Raw genomic sequence first — 19,102 nt, forward strand, 5'->3', positions numbered from 1 at the left:
GATGATTTTTTTCATCTCTCTTTTTTAATCGAAATACTCTCTTATATTCCCTAATGCATCTTGGCCAATTAAGCACTTAGTATTTTTCTTTATTCTTTGGAATTGCTTTTCAGTCATTCCATTTCCATATTCATTAGCAATTACCCAAGTATCTTCGGGTTTCAATTCTACATAATTATCATCTAAATAGGCTAAATCTAGATAGTATTCATGATGATAGGTATATAAACTGGAGGCTAATCCTTCAACCTTTAAAGCATCGGCTAAGGCTGCAACTAAATCAATACTATCCAGCTTAAAGACGCGACGATTATCACTGACTAATTTTTCACGATCATCATTAATTTCAGTTTTGCGTTGATCATCATCTCCAGCCCCTAATCCCTTTAAAAGATCTCGTAATTGATCATTTGGATTGTTACTACTATCATCATCACTATCAGGTACTTTTGAAATAAGTAATTCTAATCCAGAACTACTTGGCATAACCTGAAAAGTAACAGGATCTCCTTTAGCAAAAGTATGATCTGTGTCGACTTCACTTAAAATTTGATAGAAGAAATGTTGAATCTGACTTTTGTTTCCTAACAAGTCGAGCATTGTTATTCCGCGTTCTTTAAGTTCATCTGCGTCCATTGTTACACGAATGGTATTTTCACTTATTCTGTGTACTTCCACTTATTATCACCTCGAAGTCTCTATCTTTAATACATTGTAACCTATTTTCCTACTCATATAAAAACGCTAGCTTAAAAAAGCTAACGTTTTTACAATTTTTAATTAAAAATCAGCAGTCATTGCTTGGATCTCTTCAAGTTCTAAGCGACGAACTTTACGAGGAAGAAATCTTCTAATTTCATCTTCGTTGTAGCCTACCTGTAAACGTCTATCCTCCATAATGATTGGACGTCTTAATAGACTAGGATTCTTTTCAACAAGATCAATTAGTTGATCGATTGATAAATCATCTAAATTAATCTTTAAGTTTTGGAAAGTACGAGAACGAGTAGAAATAATTTCTTCTGTGCCGTTTTCAGTCATTCGTAAAACTTGCATGATTTCCTCTTTATTTAGCGGATTGGCGAAAATATTTCTTTCCTTGAATGAAATATCGTGTTCCTTCAACCATGCTTTTGCTTTACGACATGAAGTACAACTTGGTGATGTATATAAATTTAACACTTAACTCCACACTCCTTTGCGTGTAGAAAAATAACTACTGTTTCACTTATATAAGACATTGTATCACAAATACTTGTCTTTTATAAGTTGTAATCAAATTTCTTTTATCAGCTTACATAGTATACTTTAGCAACAAATATTGAAGTTTGTGTGAAGTTCTAACAAAAAAAGAGTACTATTTTAGTACTCTTTTTTCTAATCAAGAATATTAAGCTTTTTCATAGTTTCTTCAACTAATTTCTTGTTTTCATCAGCAGTTTCTGAAACAAAACAAGCTTTATTTGCTAATTCTTTAATATCTTCAGTATTGATCTTCTTCATCAAACTTCTGATACGTAAGATTGAAGTTGCACTCATTGAGTATTCATCAAGTCCCATTGACAAAAGGATTGGGAACATAATGTCATCACCTGCAGCTTCACCACACATACCACACCAAATACCATTTTCATGAGCACCATCAATAGTATGCTTAATCAAACGTAAAACAGATGGGTTGTATGGTTGGTAAAGATAAGAAACGTTATCATTACCACGATCAGCAGCCATAGTATATTGGATTAAGTCGTTAGTTCCAATTGAGAAGAAATCAACTTCTTTAGCAAATTGATCAGCTAAGACAGCAGCAGCTGGAACTTCGATCATCATACCAACTTGTAAGTCGTCGCCGATCTTAACGCCTTCTTTAGCGAGTTTATCTTTTTCTTCAGCTAAGATTTGCTTTGCTTCACGTAATTCTGCTAAAGTACCAATCATTGGGAACATAATTCCTAATGGACCATATGCAGATGCACGAAGTAAGGCTCTTAATTGAGTTCTAAAGATATCCTTGTATTGCATTGAAAGACGGATAGCACGAACACCTAAGAATGGGTTCATTTCTTCTGGAAGATCCCAGTAATCTAAGTGCTTGTCTCCACCAATATCACAAGTTCTAATGATAGTTTGCTTACCATCCATGTCTTCGATAACTTTCTTGTAAGCATCAAATTGAGCTTCTTCGGATGGGAAGTCTTTTGAATCCATGTATAAGAATTCAGTTCTGTACAAACCAATTGCTTCAGCACCGTTTTCTTTTACACCCTTCATATCATTAGGAGTACCGATGTTAGCAGCGATAATAAATTTCTTACCATTTGCAGTTACAGATGGTTCATTCTTTAGCTTCTTCCATTCTTCCTTTTGCTTAGCGAAGGCTTCACCCTTCTTAGTGTATTCTTCGATTTGAGCATCAGTTGGATTAATGATAGCATCGCCGTCTAAACCATCAGCAATAAGCATATCGCCATCTTTAACATCTTTAGTAATAGTTTCAGTACCAACAACAGCTGGAATTTCCAATGAACGAGCCATGATTGCTGAGTGAGCAGTTCTACCACCAACATCAGTTACAAATCCCTTAACGTACTTCTTGTTAAGTTGAGCTGTATCACTTGGTGTTAAATCGTAGGCTACTACTACAACTTCATGGTCAATAGCTGCAGGATCTGGCAATTTCTTACCAAGAAGATGTGCCATAAGACGCTTTGAAACATCGCGTACGTCAGCTGCACGTTCTTGCATATATGCATTGTCAGTCATACCTTCAAAAATAGTAATGAATTTTTGAGCAGTTTCATCTAATGCAGCTTCAGCATTAATTTTTTGATCTTTGATTTCTGTTTCAATAGCCCCAGTAAATTCTGGGTCGCTTAAGAATAGAAGGTGAGCATCAAAAACTTGTGCTTCTTCTGGTCCTAAACTTTCCTTAGCTTTATCACGAACTTTTTCAAGTTCTTTAGTTGATTCTTCAACAACTTTTTTAAAGCGAGCTACTTCAGCATCAACATCGCTAACTGAAGTTTTAGAAAACGAAAGGTCAGGTTCTACCAAAAGGTAGGCTGGTGCAACTGCAATACCATCACTGGCTGCAATTCCCTTTAAAGTTTTCGACATTATTCAGCTAAACCTTCCTTTTTCATAGTGTCAGCAATAGCTTCAATTGCTTCTTTAGCATCGTCACCATCAGCAGTAATAGTTACATCTGCACCTTGGCCAACACCTAAAGACATAACACCCATGATTGACTTCAAGTTTACTGATTTACCATTGTATTCCAAGTTAATATCTGAGTTAAACTTAGAAGCAGCTTGTACCAACAAAGTAGCTGGACGAGCATGAATACCAGTTTCAGCAATAATATGAAATTCGCGTTTTTCCATTTTAAATTATCTCCTTTAAAATCAAAAATAATCGGGAGTTTTATACCCACTCGTTTATTAGGTTATCATGTTTTTTAAATGAAAACAACACAAATGTAAATGTTTACATTATAAAGTACTTAATTTTCATTGTCAGATAAGGTATAAATTATATCCCCACCTCTTTGGGCAATCCCAGTTATACTCTGTCTTTTACCATAGCTTCTAAGAGCTAATTGAAATTGAAAAGCATCCTTGGGACTAACTCTATATTCTTTTAATTCACCACTTATAATTTTATCTAATATTTCTTTATAATCCATTTCTTATACTTATCTCCTTGAAGTTTCCACGTCTTTATAAAAAAATTTTGTTCTTTATCCTATTATATCAATTTTCTATAAAAATCTGGGCTTACCACTTGCAATTAGTAAGTATCCGTACTATTATATTAGCAAGTTAGCACTCATATATAAAGAGTGCTAAAATAGGAATATAGCCTGAATATTATAAGAAAGGCGGAAATATTAATGTTATGCGATAACTGTCACGAACGTCCTGCCTCTATTCATCTTTATACAAATGTAAATGGGCAAGATCGTGAAATCTCATTATGTCAACAATGTTATCAAGAATTGAAAAATCAACAAGGACAAAATAATAGTATGAATAATAACAATGCATTTTTTGGCGATTTTGATGATTTATTCAACGCCTTAAATAATAACAACAATGAACAAAATAATCCTCAAGGACGTGACCCACGCATGCAAATGGGTGGTGGCCGCAGAAGTGGAAACAATGGTGGTCAAAAATCTCTACTCGACCAGTATGGTACAGATTTAACCGACTTAGCAAAAAAAGGTAAGATTGATCCAGTTATTGGTCGTGATAAAGAAATTGCTCGCGTTATTGAAATTTTAAACAGACGGACTAAAAATAATCCTGTTCTTATCGGAGAAGCCGGTGTTGGTAAAACTGCTGTTGTTGAAGGCTTAGCACAACAAATTGTCGACGGTTCAGTTCCAGCTAAGCTTCAAGATAAAAGAATCATTTCTTTAAATATGGTATCAATGGTTCAAGGAACTGGAATTCGCGGTCAATTTGAACAAAGAATGCAGCAACTAATCAAAGAATTAGAACAAAATGATAATATCATCCTATTTATTGATGAAATTCATGAATTAGTTGGTGCTGGCAACGCTGAAGGTGGTATGGATGCTGGTAACATTATTAAGCCAGCCTTAGCTCGTGGAGATTTCCAACTAATTGGTGCTACTACTATTAAGGAATATCGAAACATCGAAAAGGATTCTGCCCTTGCTCGTCGATTCCAACCAGTGGAGGTTAAAGAACCTACAACTGAAGAAACAATTAAGATTTTGCAAGGCATCCGTAAGCGTTACGAAGATTACCACCATGTTCACTATACTGACGAATCTATACAAGCTGCAGTAAATCTTTCTTCACGCTACATTCAAGATCGTTTCTTACCTGATAAAGCTATTGATCTTTTAGATGAAGCTGGTTCAAGAATGAATCTCACTATTCCTTATGTTGATAGTGAAAAAATCAAAGAAAGACTAGATGCTGCTGAAAGCTTAAAGCAAGATGCTTTAAAAAATGAGGATTACGAAAAAGCTGCCTACTATCGTGATCAGATTGAAAAGTATGAAAAATTAAAAGATCAAAAAGTAGATCCTGATCAAACACCTAAAATCACTGAAAAGATCATGAATAAGATCGTTGAGGAAAAAACTAATATTCCAGTTGGTGACTTACAAAAACAAGAAGAAACTCAATTAAAGAATTTAGCTACTGACCTTAAAGATAATGTAATTGGTCAAAACAAAGCTGTTGAAACTGTTGCTCGGGCAATAAGACGAAATCGAGTTGGATTTAACAAATCTGGTCGTCCAATCGGCTCATTCTTATTTGTAGGACCTACTGGTGTAGGTAAAACGGAATTAGCTAAACAATTAGCCAAGCAAATCTTTGGTACAGAAGATGCAATGATTCGATTTGATATGAGCGAATATATGGAACAATACTCTGTATCTAAGCTAATCGGATCTGCACCAGGTTATGTAGGTTATGAAGAAGCTGGTCAATTAACAGAAAGGGTACGCCATAATCCATATAGCTTAATTTTATTTGATGAAATTGAAAAAGCTCATCCTGATGTACTCCACCTATTCTTGCAAATTCTCGATGATGGCCGTTTAACTGATTCGCAAGGTCGCACAGTTTCCTTTAAAGATACCATCATCATTATGACTTCTAATGCTGGTCAAGGAATCAAAGAAGCTAGCGTAGGTTTTGCAGCTGAAAACAGTCATCAAGAACAATTTAAGAATAGCTTAGGTCAATACTTTAAACCTGAATTCTTAAATAGACTTGATGATATAGTTGAATTTAATGCACTTGATAAGAAAGACTTAATCAAGATTGTTGATTTAATGCTTGCAAATACCAATGATATGGTAAAAGATCAAGGTCTACATATTGATGTTACACCTGAAGCAAAAGAACTTCTTGTCGAAAAAGGTTATGATCCTTCTATGGGCGCTCGTCCACTTCGTCGTACAATCCAAGAGGAAATTGAAGATAAGGTGGCCGATTATAAACTTGATAATCCAGCTGCTAAAGACCTAAAGGCTAATGTAGTTGACGGTAAAATAGTAATTAGTGAAAATTAATTATTTAAGGGCAAATAAGAGTCACAGGTTCCGTGACTCTTATTTTTTATTTTTATAAATTCTGCAAAAAGGTTATACTTAAATTGGGATTTTAAAGACACATTATATATCGAGGTTATAAATATGATGCATTTAATTGATGTTACAAATAGCTACCGTGATTTAGTCCAAAGACAATTAGCAGCTACTAATAGTCAATTCGTAAAAGTCTACTCTTTAGGTAATACCACAGTAGTATACAGCGAAACAGCTGATAAAATTGAAATCGTTATGGAAAATCATAAACGTCCTATTAGACAAGATGAAGTAGAATTTGTTATTAAGCGTCTAATTCATGAAGATCGAATTTATGATATAACAGTTGATAAAAGTAGAAAAATTATTTCTATCACTTGTGATCGTTAAAATCGCAAAAAAGCCGTGGAACAACTCCACGGCTTTTTTCTATCTTATAATCTTGAAGTCAATTCAACATCAGGATACTTATCTTTAAACCATCTCTCAGCAAATGCATTTTCAAATAAGAACAATGGCTCGCCATCCCGATCTTTAACCAATAAGTTACGGGATGATGACATTTTAGGATCTAATTGATCCGGGTTAATCCAACGAGCCACACGGTTTCCTAATGTATGGAGCTCAACTTCTGAATTGTATTCATTTTTCATTCTGAAAGAGAATACTTCAAATTGTAATTGACCAACTGCCCCCAAAATATAATCATCAGTTGAATAGCCACGATAAAGTTGAATAGCACCTTCTTGAACTAATTGATTCATCCCTTTATGGAATGATTTTTGCTTCATAACATTTTTAGCAGTTACTCGCATAAAAATTTCAGGCGTAAATTGTGGTAGCTCTGGATAGACAATTTTCTTCTTCCCAGCATAGATTGAATCACCAATCTGGAAATTACCAGTATCATACAAACCAACTATATCTCCAGCTACTGCATCAGAAACTTGTACACGTTCACTAGACATAAACTCAGTTGCATTGTTCAATCTAACAGGCTTACCAGTTCGAGCTAAAGTTACATCAATTCCCTTTTTGAATTCGCCACTTCCAATTCTTACAAAAGCAATTCGATCACGGTGGTTAGGATTCATGTTTGCCTGAATTTTAAAAACAAAACCAGAGAATTCTGGATCATCTGCAGCTAACTTTTCATCTTCATTAACCACATGTTCTTGAGGAGCAGGTGCTAAATTAACAAAACTATCCAAGAAAGTTTCTACCCCAAAGTTAGTTAAAGCCGATCCAAAGAAGACTGGTGTTTGATCTCCTCTTAAAATCTTATCTTTATCAAAAGTATTTCCAGCTTCTTTCAACAAGTCAATATCATCTAAAGTCGATTGGTATAAACTATCCTGTGCTAAAGCTTCATCTTCAGATAATTTGCCATTTTCATCTAATGGTAAATAGCGATCATCTTCATCTTTTCGATAGAGTTCAACACGATTGTTTGCAATGTCGTATAAGCCTTTTAATTGCTTTCCCATACCAATTGGCCAGTTCATTGCTACACCTTCAATGCCTAGCAAATCTTCTAATTCAGCAATTAAGTCTAGTGGTTCACGTCCATCCCGATCTAATTTGTTCATGAAAGTAAAGATCGGAATACCTCTCTTCTTTACAACTTTAAACAGCTTCTTAGTTTGAGGTTCGATACCTTTAGCAGAATCAATAACCATTACTGCAGCATCAACAGCCATTAAGGTTCGATAGGTATCTTCAGAGAAATCTTGGTGTCCAGGAGTATCTAGAATATTAATTCTCTTTCCTTGGTATTCAAATTGCATTACTGAACTAGTAACTGAAATACCACGCTTTTTTTCAATTGCCATCCAGTCACTAGTTGCATAGTGACCACTTTTACGTGCTTTAACTGTACCTGCGCTTCGAATTACTCCACCAAAAAGTAGCATTTGTTCAGTAATTGTAGTCTTACCCGCATCCGGGTGAGAAATAATCGCAAATGTGCGTCTTTTTTTCACTTCATCCGTTAACTTTGTCATTAATCTTTAGCTTCTTCCTTTTCTTGTTTTTCTGGAATTGTGAGCAGCAGTGTTAATAAACGAGACCCTTTCATTCGTCTCGTGGTTAAAACCATCCCATTATCAAGTTTAACGCTCAACTTCTCTCCCTTAGCGGGAATTAGACCTAATTTAGTAATTACATATCCAGCAACAGTATCCACATTTTCCATTGCCAAATCAGTTCCAAATTCTTCATTGAAGTCAGCTAAAGGCATTTTTCCATAAATAACATACTCTCTTGGACCAATTTTTGAAAATAATACCTCAGCCTTATCAACTTCATCGTCAATATCGCCGACAATTTCTTCAATTAAATCTTCAATTGTTGCGAGTCCAACAACGCCGCCGTACTCATCAGTCAAAATAGCAAGCTGTCTTTGGGTCTCCTGCATCTCGACTAACAATTCTCCTAATTCAATAGTTTCAGGTGCAAATAAAGGCTTAAACATAACCTGATCGTAGTCTAGCTTATCAAAACCAACTTTATGAGCTTTTCGTAAAACAGTTCTAATATGAATGACGCCTACAATCTTATCTTTATCCCCATCATAAACAGGTACTCTTGAATAAGGCTCTTTTAAGATCTTATCTAAGTTTTCTTGAAAACTATCATTAATATCGACCATGAAAGCATCAGTTCGAGGCACCATTACTTCTCGTGCCATCTTTTCCTCAAATTCAAGAATACCTTCCATCATTGAATATTCACGATCGCTGATTTCTTTTTGCTCATGTAATTTATTTAAAATTTTATTTAGCTTACGTTGGCCATCAATATCTTCATCGCCACGAAATTTAGCTCTTAATTTGCTAAATATATCCCCCGCACCGGGATCACTACTCATCTTTAAATTCTCTCCTTCTATTGATGTGTTAAGGCTCATTTTAATCACAATTATCGGTAATTATATCACATGCAAATATATGATAAAATAAGGAACAAGAAATGGGGTCCTATAGATGAAAAAACAAAACATCTACTTAGTATTTACTTTTTTACTATTAATTCCGTATCTTTGCAGTTTAACCCTAGTTGGTATCTGTTATAATGCCTTAGTTAGACATTCTAGTGACATTTTTAGAAGTTTTATCGGTGCCTTAGTTGGTACAATTATTATGTTTGCAATTAAGGCCACTATTCAACGTCCACTTGATTTAGTCTCTGATGAAGTACCAAATAACTTGTTTAAACAGATTTTACGTTTTTATAGTATTCGTAGACGTAAATTTCTACTTATTTGTAATTGTTTAGTTGACTTTGCCCTCTGCTGGCTTGCCATGGACTTAGTAAGAAAATTCTTCTCACTATCTTTTATTATTGGCAATTCCGTTGGGATAGTCTTATTGATCATGCTAATTTCAACATGTATTGGCGCTTATATTGAATATGATAATCTTTCTATTGATCCTAAACAGAAGTAATTATTTTGAACTTTCTTCAGAACTGGCATCTAGATATAAAATCTGGGCCAGTTCTTTTGTTTCTAAGTTTAATTTAGCTAAAACATATGGTTTTTCACTATCGCCTAAATTTTCGTACATAGTAATGCCATCTTTTGACAATTTATCTAAAAAAGTAGGAATAACAAAATTTAAAGGTTGGCTAAAGAAAGCTAAATTACTATCTGGTGTATCAATTTCTGCAATTTCTGAAGCAGGTAATTCAAATTTATTTAATCCTGCAACAGGCATTTGTTTGTCATCAGCCAAGATTCCATACCAAAACATAAAGTTTTCTGGTCCAAATACCACCAAGCTTGCTCGTTCATTTTCATACCCATTGTCTTTGATAAACTTTTGGAATACAGGATCATTTTCCATCTCTTGAATAGCGGTTGTATATGTCTTATTTTCGTCAATTTGATTTGGCATAAAAACCTTACCGATAAAGTTATGTGCCGAGTATTTTTCTTTCTTCATTTTTTCTCCCCTTAAAAAAGCTTCGATCTAAGTCAGGACGTAATTGGTTATAGCGTTCATACCAAATTTGTACAAACTTTTTAGCAAACGGTCCCTTCTTTTGATCAATCCAATCTAATAATTCAAAACTAGTACTACGCAAAATACTATCAATCTCTTCGCTATAATGCCAGCGTTTTTTGTTCATTGCATACTCATCGGCGTCTAGAAGTCTTTTTTCTCCATCTGGAAAAACTTTAATATCTAGATCATAGTCGATATATTTTAATGCTTCTCGATCTAAAATAAATGGACTAGCTAAATTTGCGTAGTATGCAACACCATCTGGCCTAAGCATTGCTATCACATTAAACCAAAGTTTACGATGAAAATAAACAATTGCTGGTTCACGACTAATCCATTTTCTACCGTCTTCTTCGGTAATTAAAGTCCGATCATTAACGCCAATAATAATATTTTGTTCTGTTTTAACTACCATAGTGTCACGCCAATTTCGGTGTAGCGTACCATTATGTTTATAACTTTGTATTGCGATATAATCGCCTTCACGAGGCATCTCCATGATATTCGCCTCCTAACTAAATATTATACCAGCAAATTAATATTCATCTATTTCTTCTAAATTTACTACTTCACCACTTAAAAAAATATCAATCTCTCCACTGGAAAAACCATGTTGAAATAAGTATCTTTTAACTTTCTGTCGTCTCTTAAAGTCATCATCTCTTCGATAACGACGCCAAGCTTTAATTCCTTGTTTTTTCAAAGCCTCTAGTTGATCATCTTCTGTACTTTCTAAGTCTAACTGATCAACTACAAGTTCTCCTAGCTCTTGGTTAAAACCATGTGTTTGTAGTTTTTTTAGCGCTTTTTGCTTAATTTCTTTATACGACATTTTTCCTACTTGATGACCAATTGAATGTATTAAGCGCATACCAGCTTCTATCCATTCTTCATCATCTATTTCATAAAGAGAATCCTGAATAATATCGTTAGCTACACCTTTTTGTTTTAATTTACTACTAATTGATCTTGGGCCATCTTTTCCTACTCTAAGGTTATTCTGGATAAATAAGCGTGCAAAATTATTATCATCAAGATAATTTAATTCTATTAAGTTTTCTATAGCACTTTGACTAGCTTCTGGACTAATCCCCTGCTTATTTAAATAAGTTAAAACTTCATATACACTACGCGGCTGATAGCTTAAATAAGACATAGCTAGCTGGAGCGCATGACTATCTGCTTCAGCTTTTTTTATTTTTTCAATATCTTCAAGTCTTAGTTCAGTTCCTTTTAACAGTCTTTTTTCAGCTAATGTTCTTTCACTGACACTGAAGGCATATTCGTTATCAATAAAAATATTATAGCGTCCCTGCCGCTTTTGCGTACTAATCTTAGTAATAATTGGCATTATCACACCTTCTTAATTTTTTTATTTCTTCTATATTATAATAAATTAAATACTTGTATCACTTGAAAATAACGCTTATGCTTATTGTGACACTTTTTTCATGAATCAATCGAAATGAGGGCCTTATTTTGACAAAATTTACTAAAAACAAACAAGAAAAAAATATTATCATCACTATTAAACGCTTGGGTATTAATGGCGAAGGTATTGGATACTATAAAAAGAAAATTATTTTTATTCCTGGTGCGCTTCCAAATGAGATAGTTGTTGCTAAGATAGTTGATCGCCATCCACACTATCTGGAAGGTGAATTAGTAAGAATTAAAGAAAAATCTCCTGACAGAGTTACCTTTCCTAAAGGAGTTGATCCTGCAGTTGGTGGGCTAGAACTCGCACACCTTTCTTATCTAAAACAACTTGAATTTAAACAGCACCTAATTCTAGAATCGCTTAGAAAATATCATCCAAGAGACTATATTAAATATAAAGTCAAAAAGACAATTCCTGCACCAAACGCTTGGAATTATCGAAATAAAGCTCAATATCAAATTGAATTTAATAAGGGGAAGAGTAAACTTGGTCTCTATGCTCCTAATTCCCGTCGTCTTATTGACCTGCCTGATATGCCTACTCAAACAAAAGAGACTCAAAAAGTAGAACGTGAAATTAAGAAACTAATCGATAAACTTCACATCCGAATTGCCGACTTTAGACGTCATACCGATGGAATTAAAACCATTGCCGTTCGTCAAAGCAATGCTACTGGTGAAATTCAGGTAACTTTAATTACAATTGGTAAAAAAATTAAAGATCTCAAGTTACTTGCTAGTCATATTATGAAACTTCCGAATGTAGTTTCCGTTTTCCAAAATGAAACTCAATGGCAAAATCCTCAAGTTTGGGGCAATAAAACTATTAAATTATTCGGAAAGTCACATATTACAGAAGAAATACTAGGTAAAAAATTTAAGCTTTCACCACGCGCATTTTTCCAGCTTAACCCTGAACAAACTACTACTCTTTACTCAGAAGCCCTTAAATATCTTGACTTAACTCCTGATCAAACTTTGATCGATGCTTATGCGGGCGTTGGTACTTTAGGAATCTTAGCTAGCGATCAAGTAAGACAGGTTATTGGAATTGAATCCATTCCTGAAGCCGTAATCGATGCTCAAGAAAACTGCCGCTTAAATCATGTAAGAAATGCGGAATATATTCAAGGAAATGTAGAAAAATTACTTCCAGAATTAAAAAATCAAGGTGTTCCAATTAATGCATTAATTGTCGACCCACCACGTACGGGATTAAGCAAAAAGTTAATTAAAACTCTACTTGAAGTAAAACCTGAAACCTTTGTTTATGTTTCTTGTAACCCAGCTACTCTTGCAAAAGATTTAGTTCTTCTAAGTGAAGCTTATGATGTTAGGGTAATTCAACCGGTTGATATGATGCCACAAACACCACGTTGGGAAGGCGTTACCAAACTAGTTTTAAGAAAAAATAAGTAATTATATTAATTTAAGCAGTCGATGTGACTGCTTTTTTTGTGCTTATAAAAAAGGTTGTAGACTGCCTAGTCTACAACCTTTTTTCAAGTGGATGAGGTAAATACTATCTAGCGCCATAACGTCAGTATCTGGGTTTGATATTATGACTTGATCAACATCACTTGTTTGCATCTGTATTGAATAACGACTATTTGATCTTACTAAGAGAATCTTGTCTTTAAAACACTACAATCTGGAGATAAAAACTATTTACAATATTATTCTACCTATCCACACATCTTATTATAGCAACTATGTAAGCGAATACAAGTTATTTAACTTGATATTGGCGGATATCATTACGAACACCAGCAAAATAATATCTACCAGTTTCTTCATCACTGATAAGCTCAACATTATTTTCTGGATCTTCCAAACCTGCAGAAAAGATTTCCTCATATTCGGCAACACTAAGCTTGCTTCGATTATCTAATAAAGCTTTATCTCCAACCTTATCAAGTTGTTTTTCATAGCCTTCAACTACATTTGCGGAATAAAATTCAGCCATTGCACCTGAACCATAAGAAAATAGACCGACTAAGTCTCCAGCTTTTAACCTACCGTTTTCAAGTAAACTAAGTAGACTCAAGTATAACGATCCAGTGTAAATATTACCTACATTTGCATTCAATTCTTTAGCTGCAGTAAAGCTGTCCATTAAACGGGCATTTGTTTCTTCATCCGTTCCCTCAACAGCTAATCTATTTGCCTTTAATCCCATCTTAGTAAAAGGTAAGTGGTAGACAATAGCAGCAAAATCTTTTGTTTCAAGATTCTTTTGTTCTTTGTAAGCAGAAAAAGTATGTTTGAAAAAGTCTAAGTAAACTTGAGTAGAATACTTTCCATCTACCTTGGCTGTTTTAGAATAGTTAGGCCGCCAGAAATCATTGATATCCTCACTATAAGCACTATGGCCTTCATTTAATTCTAAAAGTCTTGGATTATTAGAAATTAATAAACTAACACTGCCAGCTCCTTGAGTAACTTCACCAGCAGTATTAACCCCATAGCGAGCAATATCACTGCCGATAACAATAGCAGTTTGATCAGGATGAAGTCGTACAAAATCTTGGGCAATCATTAAGCCAGCAGTTAAGCCAAAACATGCTTCCTTAACTTCAAAAGCTCTCACAGTAGGATCTAACCCTAATGCCGATTTTACAAATAAAGAACCAGATTTAGATTGATCCACACTACTTTCAGTACCAAAAATCAAAAGTCCTACTTTTGATTTATCAATCTTATCGATATAGCGTAGAGTTGCATTAATTCCCATTGAAACTGCATCTTGAGTTGGATCTGCAACGCTCATTTTTTTCTGTCCAATTCCAATTAAAAATTTATTTGGATCTTGATTCCTAGCATGGGCTAAATCCACCATATCAACATACTTATTTGGAGTAAAATATCCAATTTGATCAATTCCAACCTTCATCTTATTTTTGATCCTTTCTTATTTTGTTTAAAAATTCAAAAGCTGCTTCTTGAGTATATTTTTTACTTTCCTGCAATTTTTTTAAAACTATTGCTTTTTCACCTTTACTAGCTTTTAAGGTTGCTACTAAATTTCTCGCCTGCAATTTCATATGCCCAGCTTGAATTCCCTTAGTAGAAATTGCTAAAAGAGCTGAAAAGTTATTTGCTAAGCCTGTGGTCGCAATAACTTCTGCTAGTTGCTTGGCAGATATATTACCTAATAAACTAAAGCTTTGCTGAATGTCTCGACGAGCCTTAATTGAACCACCTACTACACCTATTGCTAAGGGAACTGTTACAGTCCCCACTAATCTATCTTCTTCAATTTTCCACTTACTCAAAGATGTATAGGCACCATTTTTATTAGCCCAAACAGCAGTTGCTGCTTCAACTCCGCGATAATCATTACCAGTTGCAACTAATACACTATCAATACCATTCATAATTCCTTTATTATTAGTCACTGCCCGGTAAATATCTGCTTGTCCTATTTTACTTAATAAAGCTATCTTTTTAGCAACTTTTAATCCTCCTACACTGTCAATTGAAAGACTTACTTTAGCACTAGTCAATTGCGTAGGATAATTAGACAAAATTGCATACAGAGTTTGTTCAATATCTGGCTGCTTCTCTAATTCATTTCCTAAAAATTCTAAAATAGCATTTGTCTTATTAGCTCCCATAGCTTCTGCTGGGTCAACCAAAACTCTAAGAAAAACTAAATTTTCTTTTTGAGAAGCTTCAATTTTACGAACTCCTCCACCATGCTTAACTAAGCTAACGAATTTTTTATTAGCTAATCTAATTAATTGAGAAAATTCAGTAGTAAACTTAGTTAAATCAAAATTATCGGTTACCTCTAAAACAATTTGACCATATATTCCATTTCGTTTACTATCAGCTACTGCTCCACCATTTTGATTAAAAATTTTAGCTGCATGGTTTGCTGCTGCAACAACGGATGGTTCTTCTACGGCCATTGGTACTTGATAATCTTTCCCGTTAACTATTAACTTGGGAAGCACACCAAGAGGAAGACGGACTTGACCAATTACATTTTCACTAAGTTTATCTAGTCTTTCCAAAGTTTCAGAATCAATCTCACTTAGTTTAATTCCTTTTTCGGTTAAAAAGGCTCTTCTTTCCTCTGGCAGCCATTGATAAAATTTCTTTTTAGATGATTCTTCTAATTTCATATGCGATTCCTTGGCCACCGCCGATACATAGAGATACAATTGCTCTTCGACCATTAATTTTGCGCAAACCATTTACTGCACTCATTACCAAGCGCGTACCGGTTGCACCAAGCGGATGTCCTAAACTAATTGCTCCTCCAGCGATATTTAATTTTTCTTTTGGAATATTTAGATCACGGGCTACAGCATATGCTTGAGCTGCAAAAGCTTCATTAATTTCAATAAGATCGTAATCTTCAATTGTACTATTAGTTTTTGTAAGTAATTCTTTAATGGCAAAGTATGGCGCATAGCCCATATAGGCAGGATCACAGCCAATTTCTGCATAGGCACCTAGGTATGCTAATGGGGTTAAATTTAACTCATCTAATTTTTGTTGATTAGATAATAACAACATACTTGCACCATCAGTTAGCGGAGAAGAATTACCAGCCGTAACTCGTCCATTTTCTTTAAATACAGGTTTTAATTGCCCTAATGCTTCTAAACTAGAATCTGGTCGAATGGTTTCATCATGATCAAGAACATTACCATCGAGTTCAATTGGTGCATACTCTTCCTCAAACCAGTTGTTCTCTTGAGCTGCATAAGCCTTGGCGTGGGAATCACGCGCAAATTCATCCATATCTTGACGCGTAATATGGTATTTATCAGCTACATTCTCAGCTGTAATTCCCATTGGCTTTCTCGAATAAGCATCCCCAATTCCATCTATCATTAAACTATCTTGGTATGCTGGATTTTTATCATGCTTTTTACTTTTATCAAGTAAAAGTGGTGCATTTGTCATACTTTCTGCCCCACCTGCAATTGCAATTTGAGAATCTCCTAGAAGCATTTGACCTTGAGCAAACCGTAATGCCTTTAAACTTGAACCACAAACATCGTCTACGCTAGTACCCACTACAGATTCAGGTAAACCTGATTTTAAAGCTATTTGTCGAGCGACATTTTGACCTAGCCCAGCACTTAATACATTTCCCACCAAAATGCTATCTATTTTATTTTGTGGAACAATATTCTTTTTCAATAATCCCTTAAGTGCTAACACTCCTAGGTCAACAGCACTTTTATCCTTATAAAATCCACGATACTTACCAAAAGGAATTCGATTCATTCCTACTATATAAACATCCTGTAACACTCTTCCACCTCTTAATAAAAATTATTCTATTAACATGATAGCTCACGACCTTCATCAAATGTATAAAGTATAATTTTTTTTAATCAATTCTAAAAAAAGATTGCTAAACAATCTTAGCAATCTTTTACATATACTTATTCAAAAACTTATTTACTTTTTCCTGATATTGAATCGGGTGAGTCGCAAATGATTTAGCGTGTTTAGCTCCGGTAACAACCCAAAGTTCTTTTGGACCATTTGCTGCCTTATAGTTTTGATAGACCATCTGTGTTGGTACAAAAGTATCTTTAGCACCATGAATAAACAATATTGGTCTTTTATTTTTAGCAACTTGTTTTACGCTACTAGCATCTTTTAAAAAGTAACCTGCTCTAATTCTAGTTATTCCACTTAAAACTTCAACTAAAGGAAAACGGGGAAAAGCCGGAAAATGATATAAGTCTTCTGCTTCATGTTCTATCTCATCCTTAACATTAGTGTAGCCACAATCCTCAATATAAGCTTTTACTTGTTTAGGCATTTTTAGTCCACTTGACATCATTGTTGTAGCACCACCCATACTTACACCAAAGATAGCAATCTGACTCTTATTTCCATTCCTTTTAATAACTTTTTCAGCCCATTTTTTAACATCTACTTTTTCACGCCAACCATACCCAATATAGTTTCCTTCACTTTGTCCATGACCACGTGCATCCGGTAATAGAACATTGTAGCCTAGTTTGTGAAACATAGCAGCATAAGCTCCCATTGTATCTTTATTATTCATAAAACCGTGCAGGACAATAACTGTCTTTTTAGAATTATTTACTGGAATATAATTTGCATCTAACCTTAAATTATCATCTGCTGATTTCATAATCCACTTTTGTTTATGCACATTTTGATACCACTTTTTTTCCTTGTATAGTGGGTCAGTTTTAACTAGCTTAGTATCATTGTTAATAAAAGTTTTATGTCCTGGAACAACAGCAACCTGATAGAAATATAGGCCTGCAGCTAAAAAAATACCACAAACTGCTAAAATAGAGATAATAGCTATTTTTATTTTTTTACTCTTCAGCTTCATTAGAAGACCTCGGTTCTAAAATATAATCTATATTATCTATAAAAAATATAGAAATCAAGAGAGGATAAAGATCTATGTATTTAGATGATTTCTTAATTTTAATTTCTGATCTCCATCCTAATTTTCAATTTTTTTATCAAAATAAGAAAAATGGCGTAATTGATCCAATCAGTAAAGTCCAAATTGACGGAGATCGATGCCTTTTATATACAGGAGAAAATACTAAAACAATTGCTCAAATTAACCATTTACTGGGCAAATTAAAGTCTAACCATCTTCCTATCTATGTATGTACGAAGAATACAAACGAAAAAAGTAAAATTTTTGGTATCAAAATAAACTTAGTAAAGGGACAGGTTTATATTTTATAAGATAGCAAAAAAAGATGTAGAAAAAATCTACATCTTTTTTGCTCATCCCTAATTTTTATCTAAATATTCATTTAAAACTCTCAAAACTCCATTGTCATTATTGCTAGGAGCCAAATACTTTGCATGTTCTTTTGCAATAGCCATCCCATTTTCCATTGCATAGCTATATTTTGCAAAATCTAGCATTGGAATATCATTACCACTATCACCGAAAGCAATTAAATCTTCACTTGTCAACTCAAAATAAGCCAGTAACTTTTTCAATCCAGTTGCCTTATTAATCCCATGTTTAACAGCATCAATAGCTACTGGATTTGAAGCAAAAGTAGTCACAATATTCCCATATTGCTCATTAAATTTTTTCTCAATCTCTCCAGCTATTTTACTATCATGATGAAAAGTCAATTCAATAAAGGTATCATCAGGTAACTCTTGCCAATCACTGATTTCTACACTTTCTTTAGCGAAGTACTGCAAAAATTCTTTATCTTTTGCTGGTGCTTCAGTTCCAATATATGCTGTCTCCCTGCCATAGGCCATTGTCGCCATACTTCCATAGGTATGATGGACAAAATTAATTAAATCAATGGTCTGCTTTTTAGTTAATCCTTCAACAGCCACTTCTTTTCCTTCAACAATTAGTCGAGAACCATTAGCAGTCACGAAATCTACGCGATCAATAAATTCAGAAAAGTCATTTTTTAAACGAGCAAATGGACGACCACTAGCTACAATAAATTGAATATTACTTTTTTCTAATTTATTTAAAACTTGAGCAAACAAATCATGGTCATAGTTTCTTTGATCGTTTAAAAATGTTCCATCCATATCAACCGCAACAGCTTTAAAAGGAATAGTCATATTT

The 19,102-nt window shown here is 34.2% G+C and carries 20 protein-coding genes; 5 read left to right on the top strand and 15 right to left on the bottom strand.

Annotated features, from left to right (window positions below; genetic code table 11):
* Nucleotides 1–24: 24 nt before the first annotated feature.
* The 5 genes from CP370_RS02555 to CP370_RS02575 form a co-directional block, all read right to left on the bottom strand.
* Nucleotides 25–678 carry an adaptor protein MecA gene (locus CP370_RS02555; RefSeq protein WP_087712797.1) on the bottom strand — a complete coding sequence of 218 codons (654 nt, stop codon included), beginning with the start codon at nt 676–678 and terminating at the stop codon, nt 25–27.
* A gap of 102 nt (nt 679–780) precedes the next feature.
* Entirely contained in the window at nt 781–1,182 is a 402-nt protein-coding gene (spx, locus tag CP370_RS02560; RefSeq protein WP_087283923.1) for a transcriptional regulator Spx, read from the bottom strand.
* Nucleotides 1,183–1,377: 195 nt separating this feature from the next.
* Nucleotides 1,378–3,117: a phosphoenolpyruvate--protein phosphotransferase gene (gene ptsP, locus CP370_RS02565; protein WP_004897751.1), complete on the bottom strand. Its 1,740-nt coding sequence runs from the start codon at nt 3,115–3,117 to the stop codon at nt 1,378–1,380.
* A complete protein-coding gene (locus CP370_RS02570) occupies nt 3,117–3,383 on the bottom strand; it encodes a phosphocarrier protein HPr (RefSeq protein ID WP_004893814.1) in 267 nt (88 codons plus the stop codon). The genes ptsP and CP370_RS02570 overlap by 1 nt, the downstream gene beginning before the upstream one ends.
* Before the next feature lie 119 nt (nt 3,384–3,502).
* Entirely contained in the window at nt 3,503–3,685 is a 183-nt protein-coding gene (locus tag CP370_RS02575; protein WP_004893811.1) for a hypothetical protein, read from the bottom strand.
* A 207-nt stretch (nt 3,686–3,892) separates the two neighbouring features.
* Between CP370_RS02575 and CP370_RS02580 the strand changes: the two genes are divergently transcribed.
* Together CP370_RS02580 and CP370_RS02585 are read left to right on the top strand one after the other, a co-directional pair.
* The gene (locus tag CP370_RS02580; protein ID WP_087283920.1) at nt 3,893–6,061 is read left to right on the top strand and encodes an ATP-dependent Clp protease ATP-binding subunit; all 2,169 of its coding nucleotides are present in this window, start codon (nt 3,893–3,895) and stop codon (nt 6,059–6,061) included.
* A gap of 126 nt (nt 6,062–6,187) precedes the next feature.
* Entirely contained in the window at nt 6,188–6,466 is a 279-nt protein-coding gene (locus tag CP370_RS02585) for a DUF1827 family protein (RefSeq protein ID WP_034525186.1), read from the top strand.
* Between the two features lie 44 nt (nt 6,467–6,510).
* On the opposite strand, the gene CP370_RS02590 is transcribed toward CP370_RS02585, so the two are convergent.
* Nucleotides 6,511–8,079 carry a peptide chain release factor 3 gene (locus CP370_RS02590; RefSeq protein ID WP_004897753.1) on the bottom strand — a complete coding sequence of 523 codons (1,569 nt, stop codon included), beginning with the start codon at nt 8,077–8,079 and terminating at the stop codon, nt 6,511–6,513.
* On the bottom strand, nt 8,079–8,945 hold the full coding sequence (locus CP370_RS02595; protein ID WP_004897754.1) for a hemolysin family protein: 867 nt from the start codon (nt 8,943–8,945) through the stop codon (nt 8,079–8,081). Before CP370_RS02595 ends, CP370_RS02590 begins: the two co-directional genes overlap by 1 nt.
* Before the next feature lie 115 nt (nt 8,946–9,060).
* Here CP370_RS02595 and CP370_RS02600 point away from each other — a divergent pair, with 115 nt between their 5' ends.
* Nucleotides 9,061–9,522 (top strand): hypothetical protein, encoded by a 462-nt coding sequence (locus CP370_RS02600; RefSeq protein WP_004893795.1) that lies wholly within the window; start codon nt 9,061–9,063, stop codon nt 9,520–9,522.
* Here the strand turns inward: CP370_RS02600 and CP370_RS02605 are convergent, their stop codons facing one another.
* Genes CP370_RS02605 through recX form a run of 3 tightly spaced genes read right to left on the bottom strand, consistent with a single transcriptional unit; the run spans nt 9,523 to nt 11,434 of the window.
* Entirely contained in the window at nt 9,523–10,020 is a 498-nt protein-coding gene (locus CP370_RS02605) for a hypothetical protein (RefSeq protein WP_012846482.1), read from the bottom strand.
* On the bottom strand, nt 9,992–10,582 hold the full coding sequence (locus CP370_RS02610) for a DUF402 domain-containing protein (protein ID WP_004893791.1): 591 nt from the start codon (nt 10,580–10,582) through the stop codon (nt 9,992–9,994). Before CP370_RS02610 ends, CP370_RS02605 begins: the two co-directional genes overlap by 29 nt.
* A 36-nt stretch (nt 10,583–10,618) precedes the next feature.
* On the bottom strand, nt 10,619–11,434 hold the full coding sequence (recX, locus tag CP370_RS02615; protein ID WP_087712796.1) for a recombination regulator RecX: 816 nt from the start codon (nt 11,432–11,434) through the stop codon (nt 10,619–10,621).
* A 128-nt stretch (nt 11,435–11,562) separates the two neighbouring features.
* Here recX and rlmD point away from each other — a divergent pair, with 128 nt between their 5' ends.
* Complete coding sequence (gene rlmD, locus CP370_RS02620) at nt 11,563–12,942, top strand: 23S rRNA (uracil(1939)-C(5))-methyltransferase RlmD (RefSeq protein ID WP_180706986.1); 1,380 nt, start codon at nt 11,563–11,565, stop codon at nt 12,940–12,942.
* Between the two features lie 310 nt (nt 12,943–13,252).
* Here the strand turns inward: rlmD and CP370_RS02625 are convergent, their stop codons facing one another.
* From CP370_RS02625 to CP370_RS02640, 4 genes are all read right to left on the bottom strand, one after another.
* A complete protein-coding gene (locus CP370_RS02625; RefSeq protein WP_012846485.1) occupies nt 13,253–14,416 on the bottom strand; it encodes a hydroxymethylglutaryl-CoA synthase in 1,164 nt (387 codons plus the stop codon).
* A gap of 1 nt (nt 14,417) precedes the next feature.
* Nucleotides 14,418–15,653: a hydroxymethylglutaryl-CoA reductase, degradative gene (locus CP370_RS02630; RefSeq protein WP_012846486.1), complete on the bottom strand. Its 1,236-nt coding sequence runs from the start codon at nt 15,651–15,653 to the stop codon at nt 14,418–14,420.
* A complete protein-coding gene (locus tag CP370_RS02635; protein ID WP_087712794.1) occupies nt 15,631–16,797 on the bottom strand; it encodes a thiolase family protein in 1,167 nt (388 codons plus the stop codon). Before CP370_RS02635 ends, CP370_RS02630 begins: the two co-directional genes overlap by 23 nt.
* 124 nt (nt 16,798–16,921) lie before the next feature.
* Complete coding sequence (locus tag CP370_RS02640) at nt 16,922–17,866, bottom strand: alpha/beta hydrolase (protein ID WP_087712793.1); 945 nt, start codon at nt 17,864–17,866, stop codon at nt 16,922–16,924.
* A 74-nt stretch (nt 17,867–17,940) separates the two neighbouring features.
* Between CP370_RS02640 and CP370_RS02645 the strand changes: the two genes are divergently transcribed.
* A complete protein-coding gene (locus CP370_RS02645; RefSeq protein WP_087712792.1) occupies nt 17,941–18,237 on the top strand; it encodes a hypothetical protein in 297 nt (98 codons plus the stop codon).
* A gap of 48 nt (nt 18,238–18,285) precedes the next feature.
* Here CP370_RS02645 and CP370_RS02650 read toward each other — a convergent pair whose 3' ends face one another.
* Nucleotides 18,286–19,098, bottom strand: coding sequence for a Cof-type HAD-IIB family hydrolase (locus CP370_RS02650; protein ID WP_087712791.1), 813 nt, complete (start codon nt 19,096–19,098; stop codon nt 18,286–18,288).
* Nucleotides 19,099–19,102: the final 4 nt, after the last annotated feature.

Source organism: Lactobacillus sp. UMNPBX19 (assembly GCF_002553805.1).
In the GTDB taxonomy this organism is placed as follows: Bacteria; Bacillota; Bacilli; order Lactobacillales; family Lactobacillaceae; genus Lactobacillus.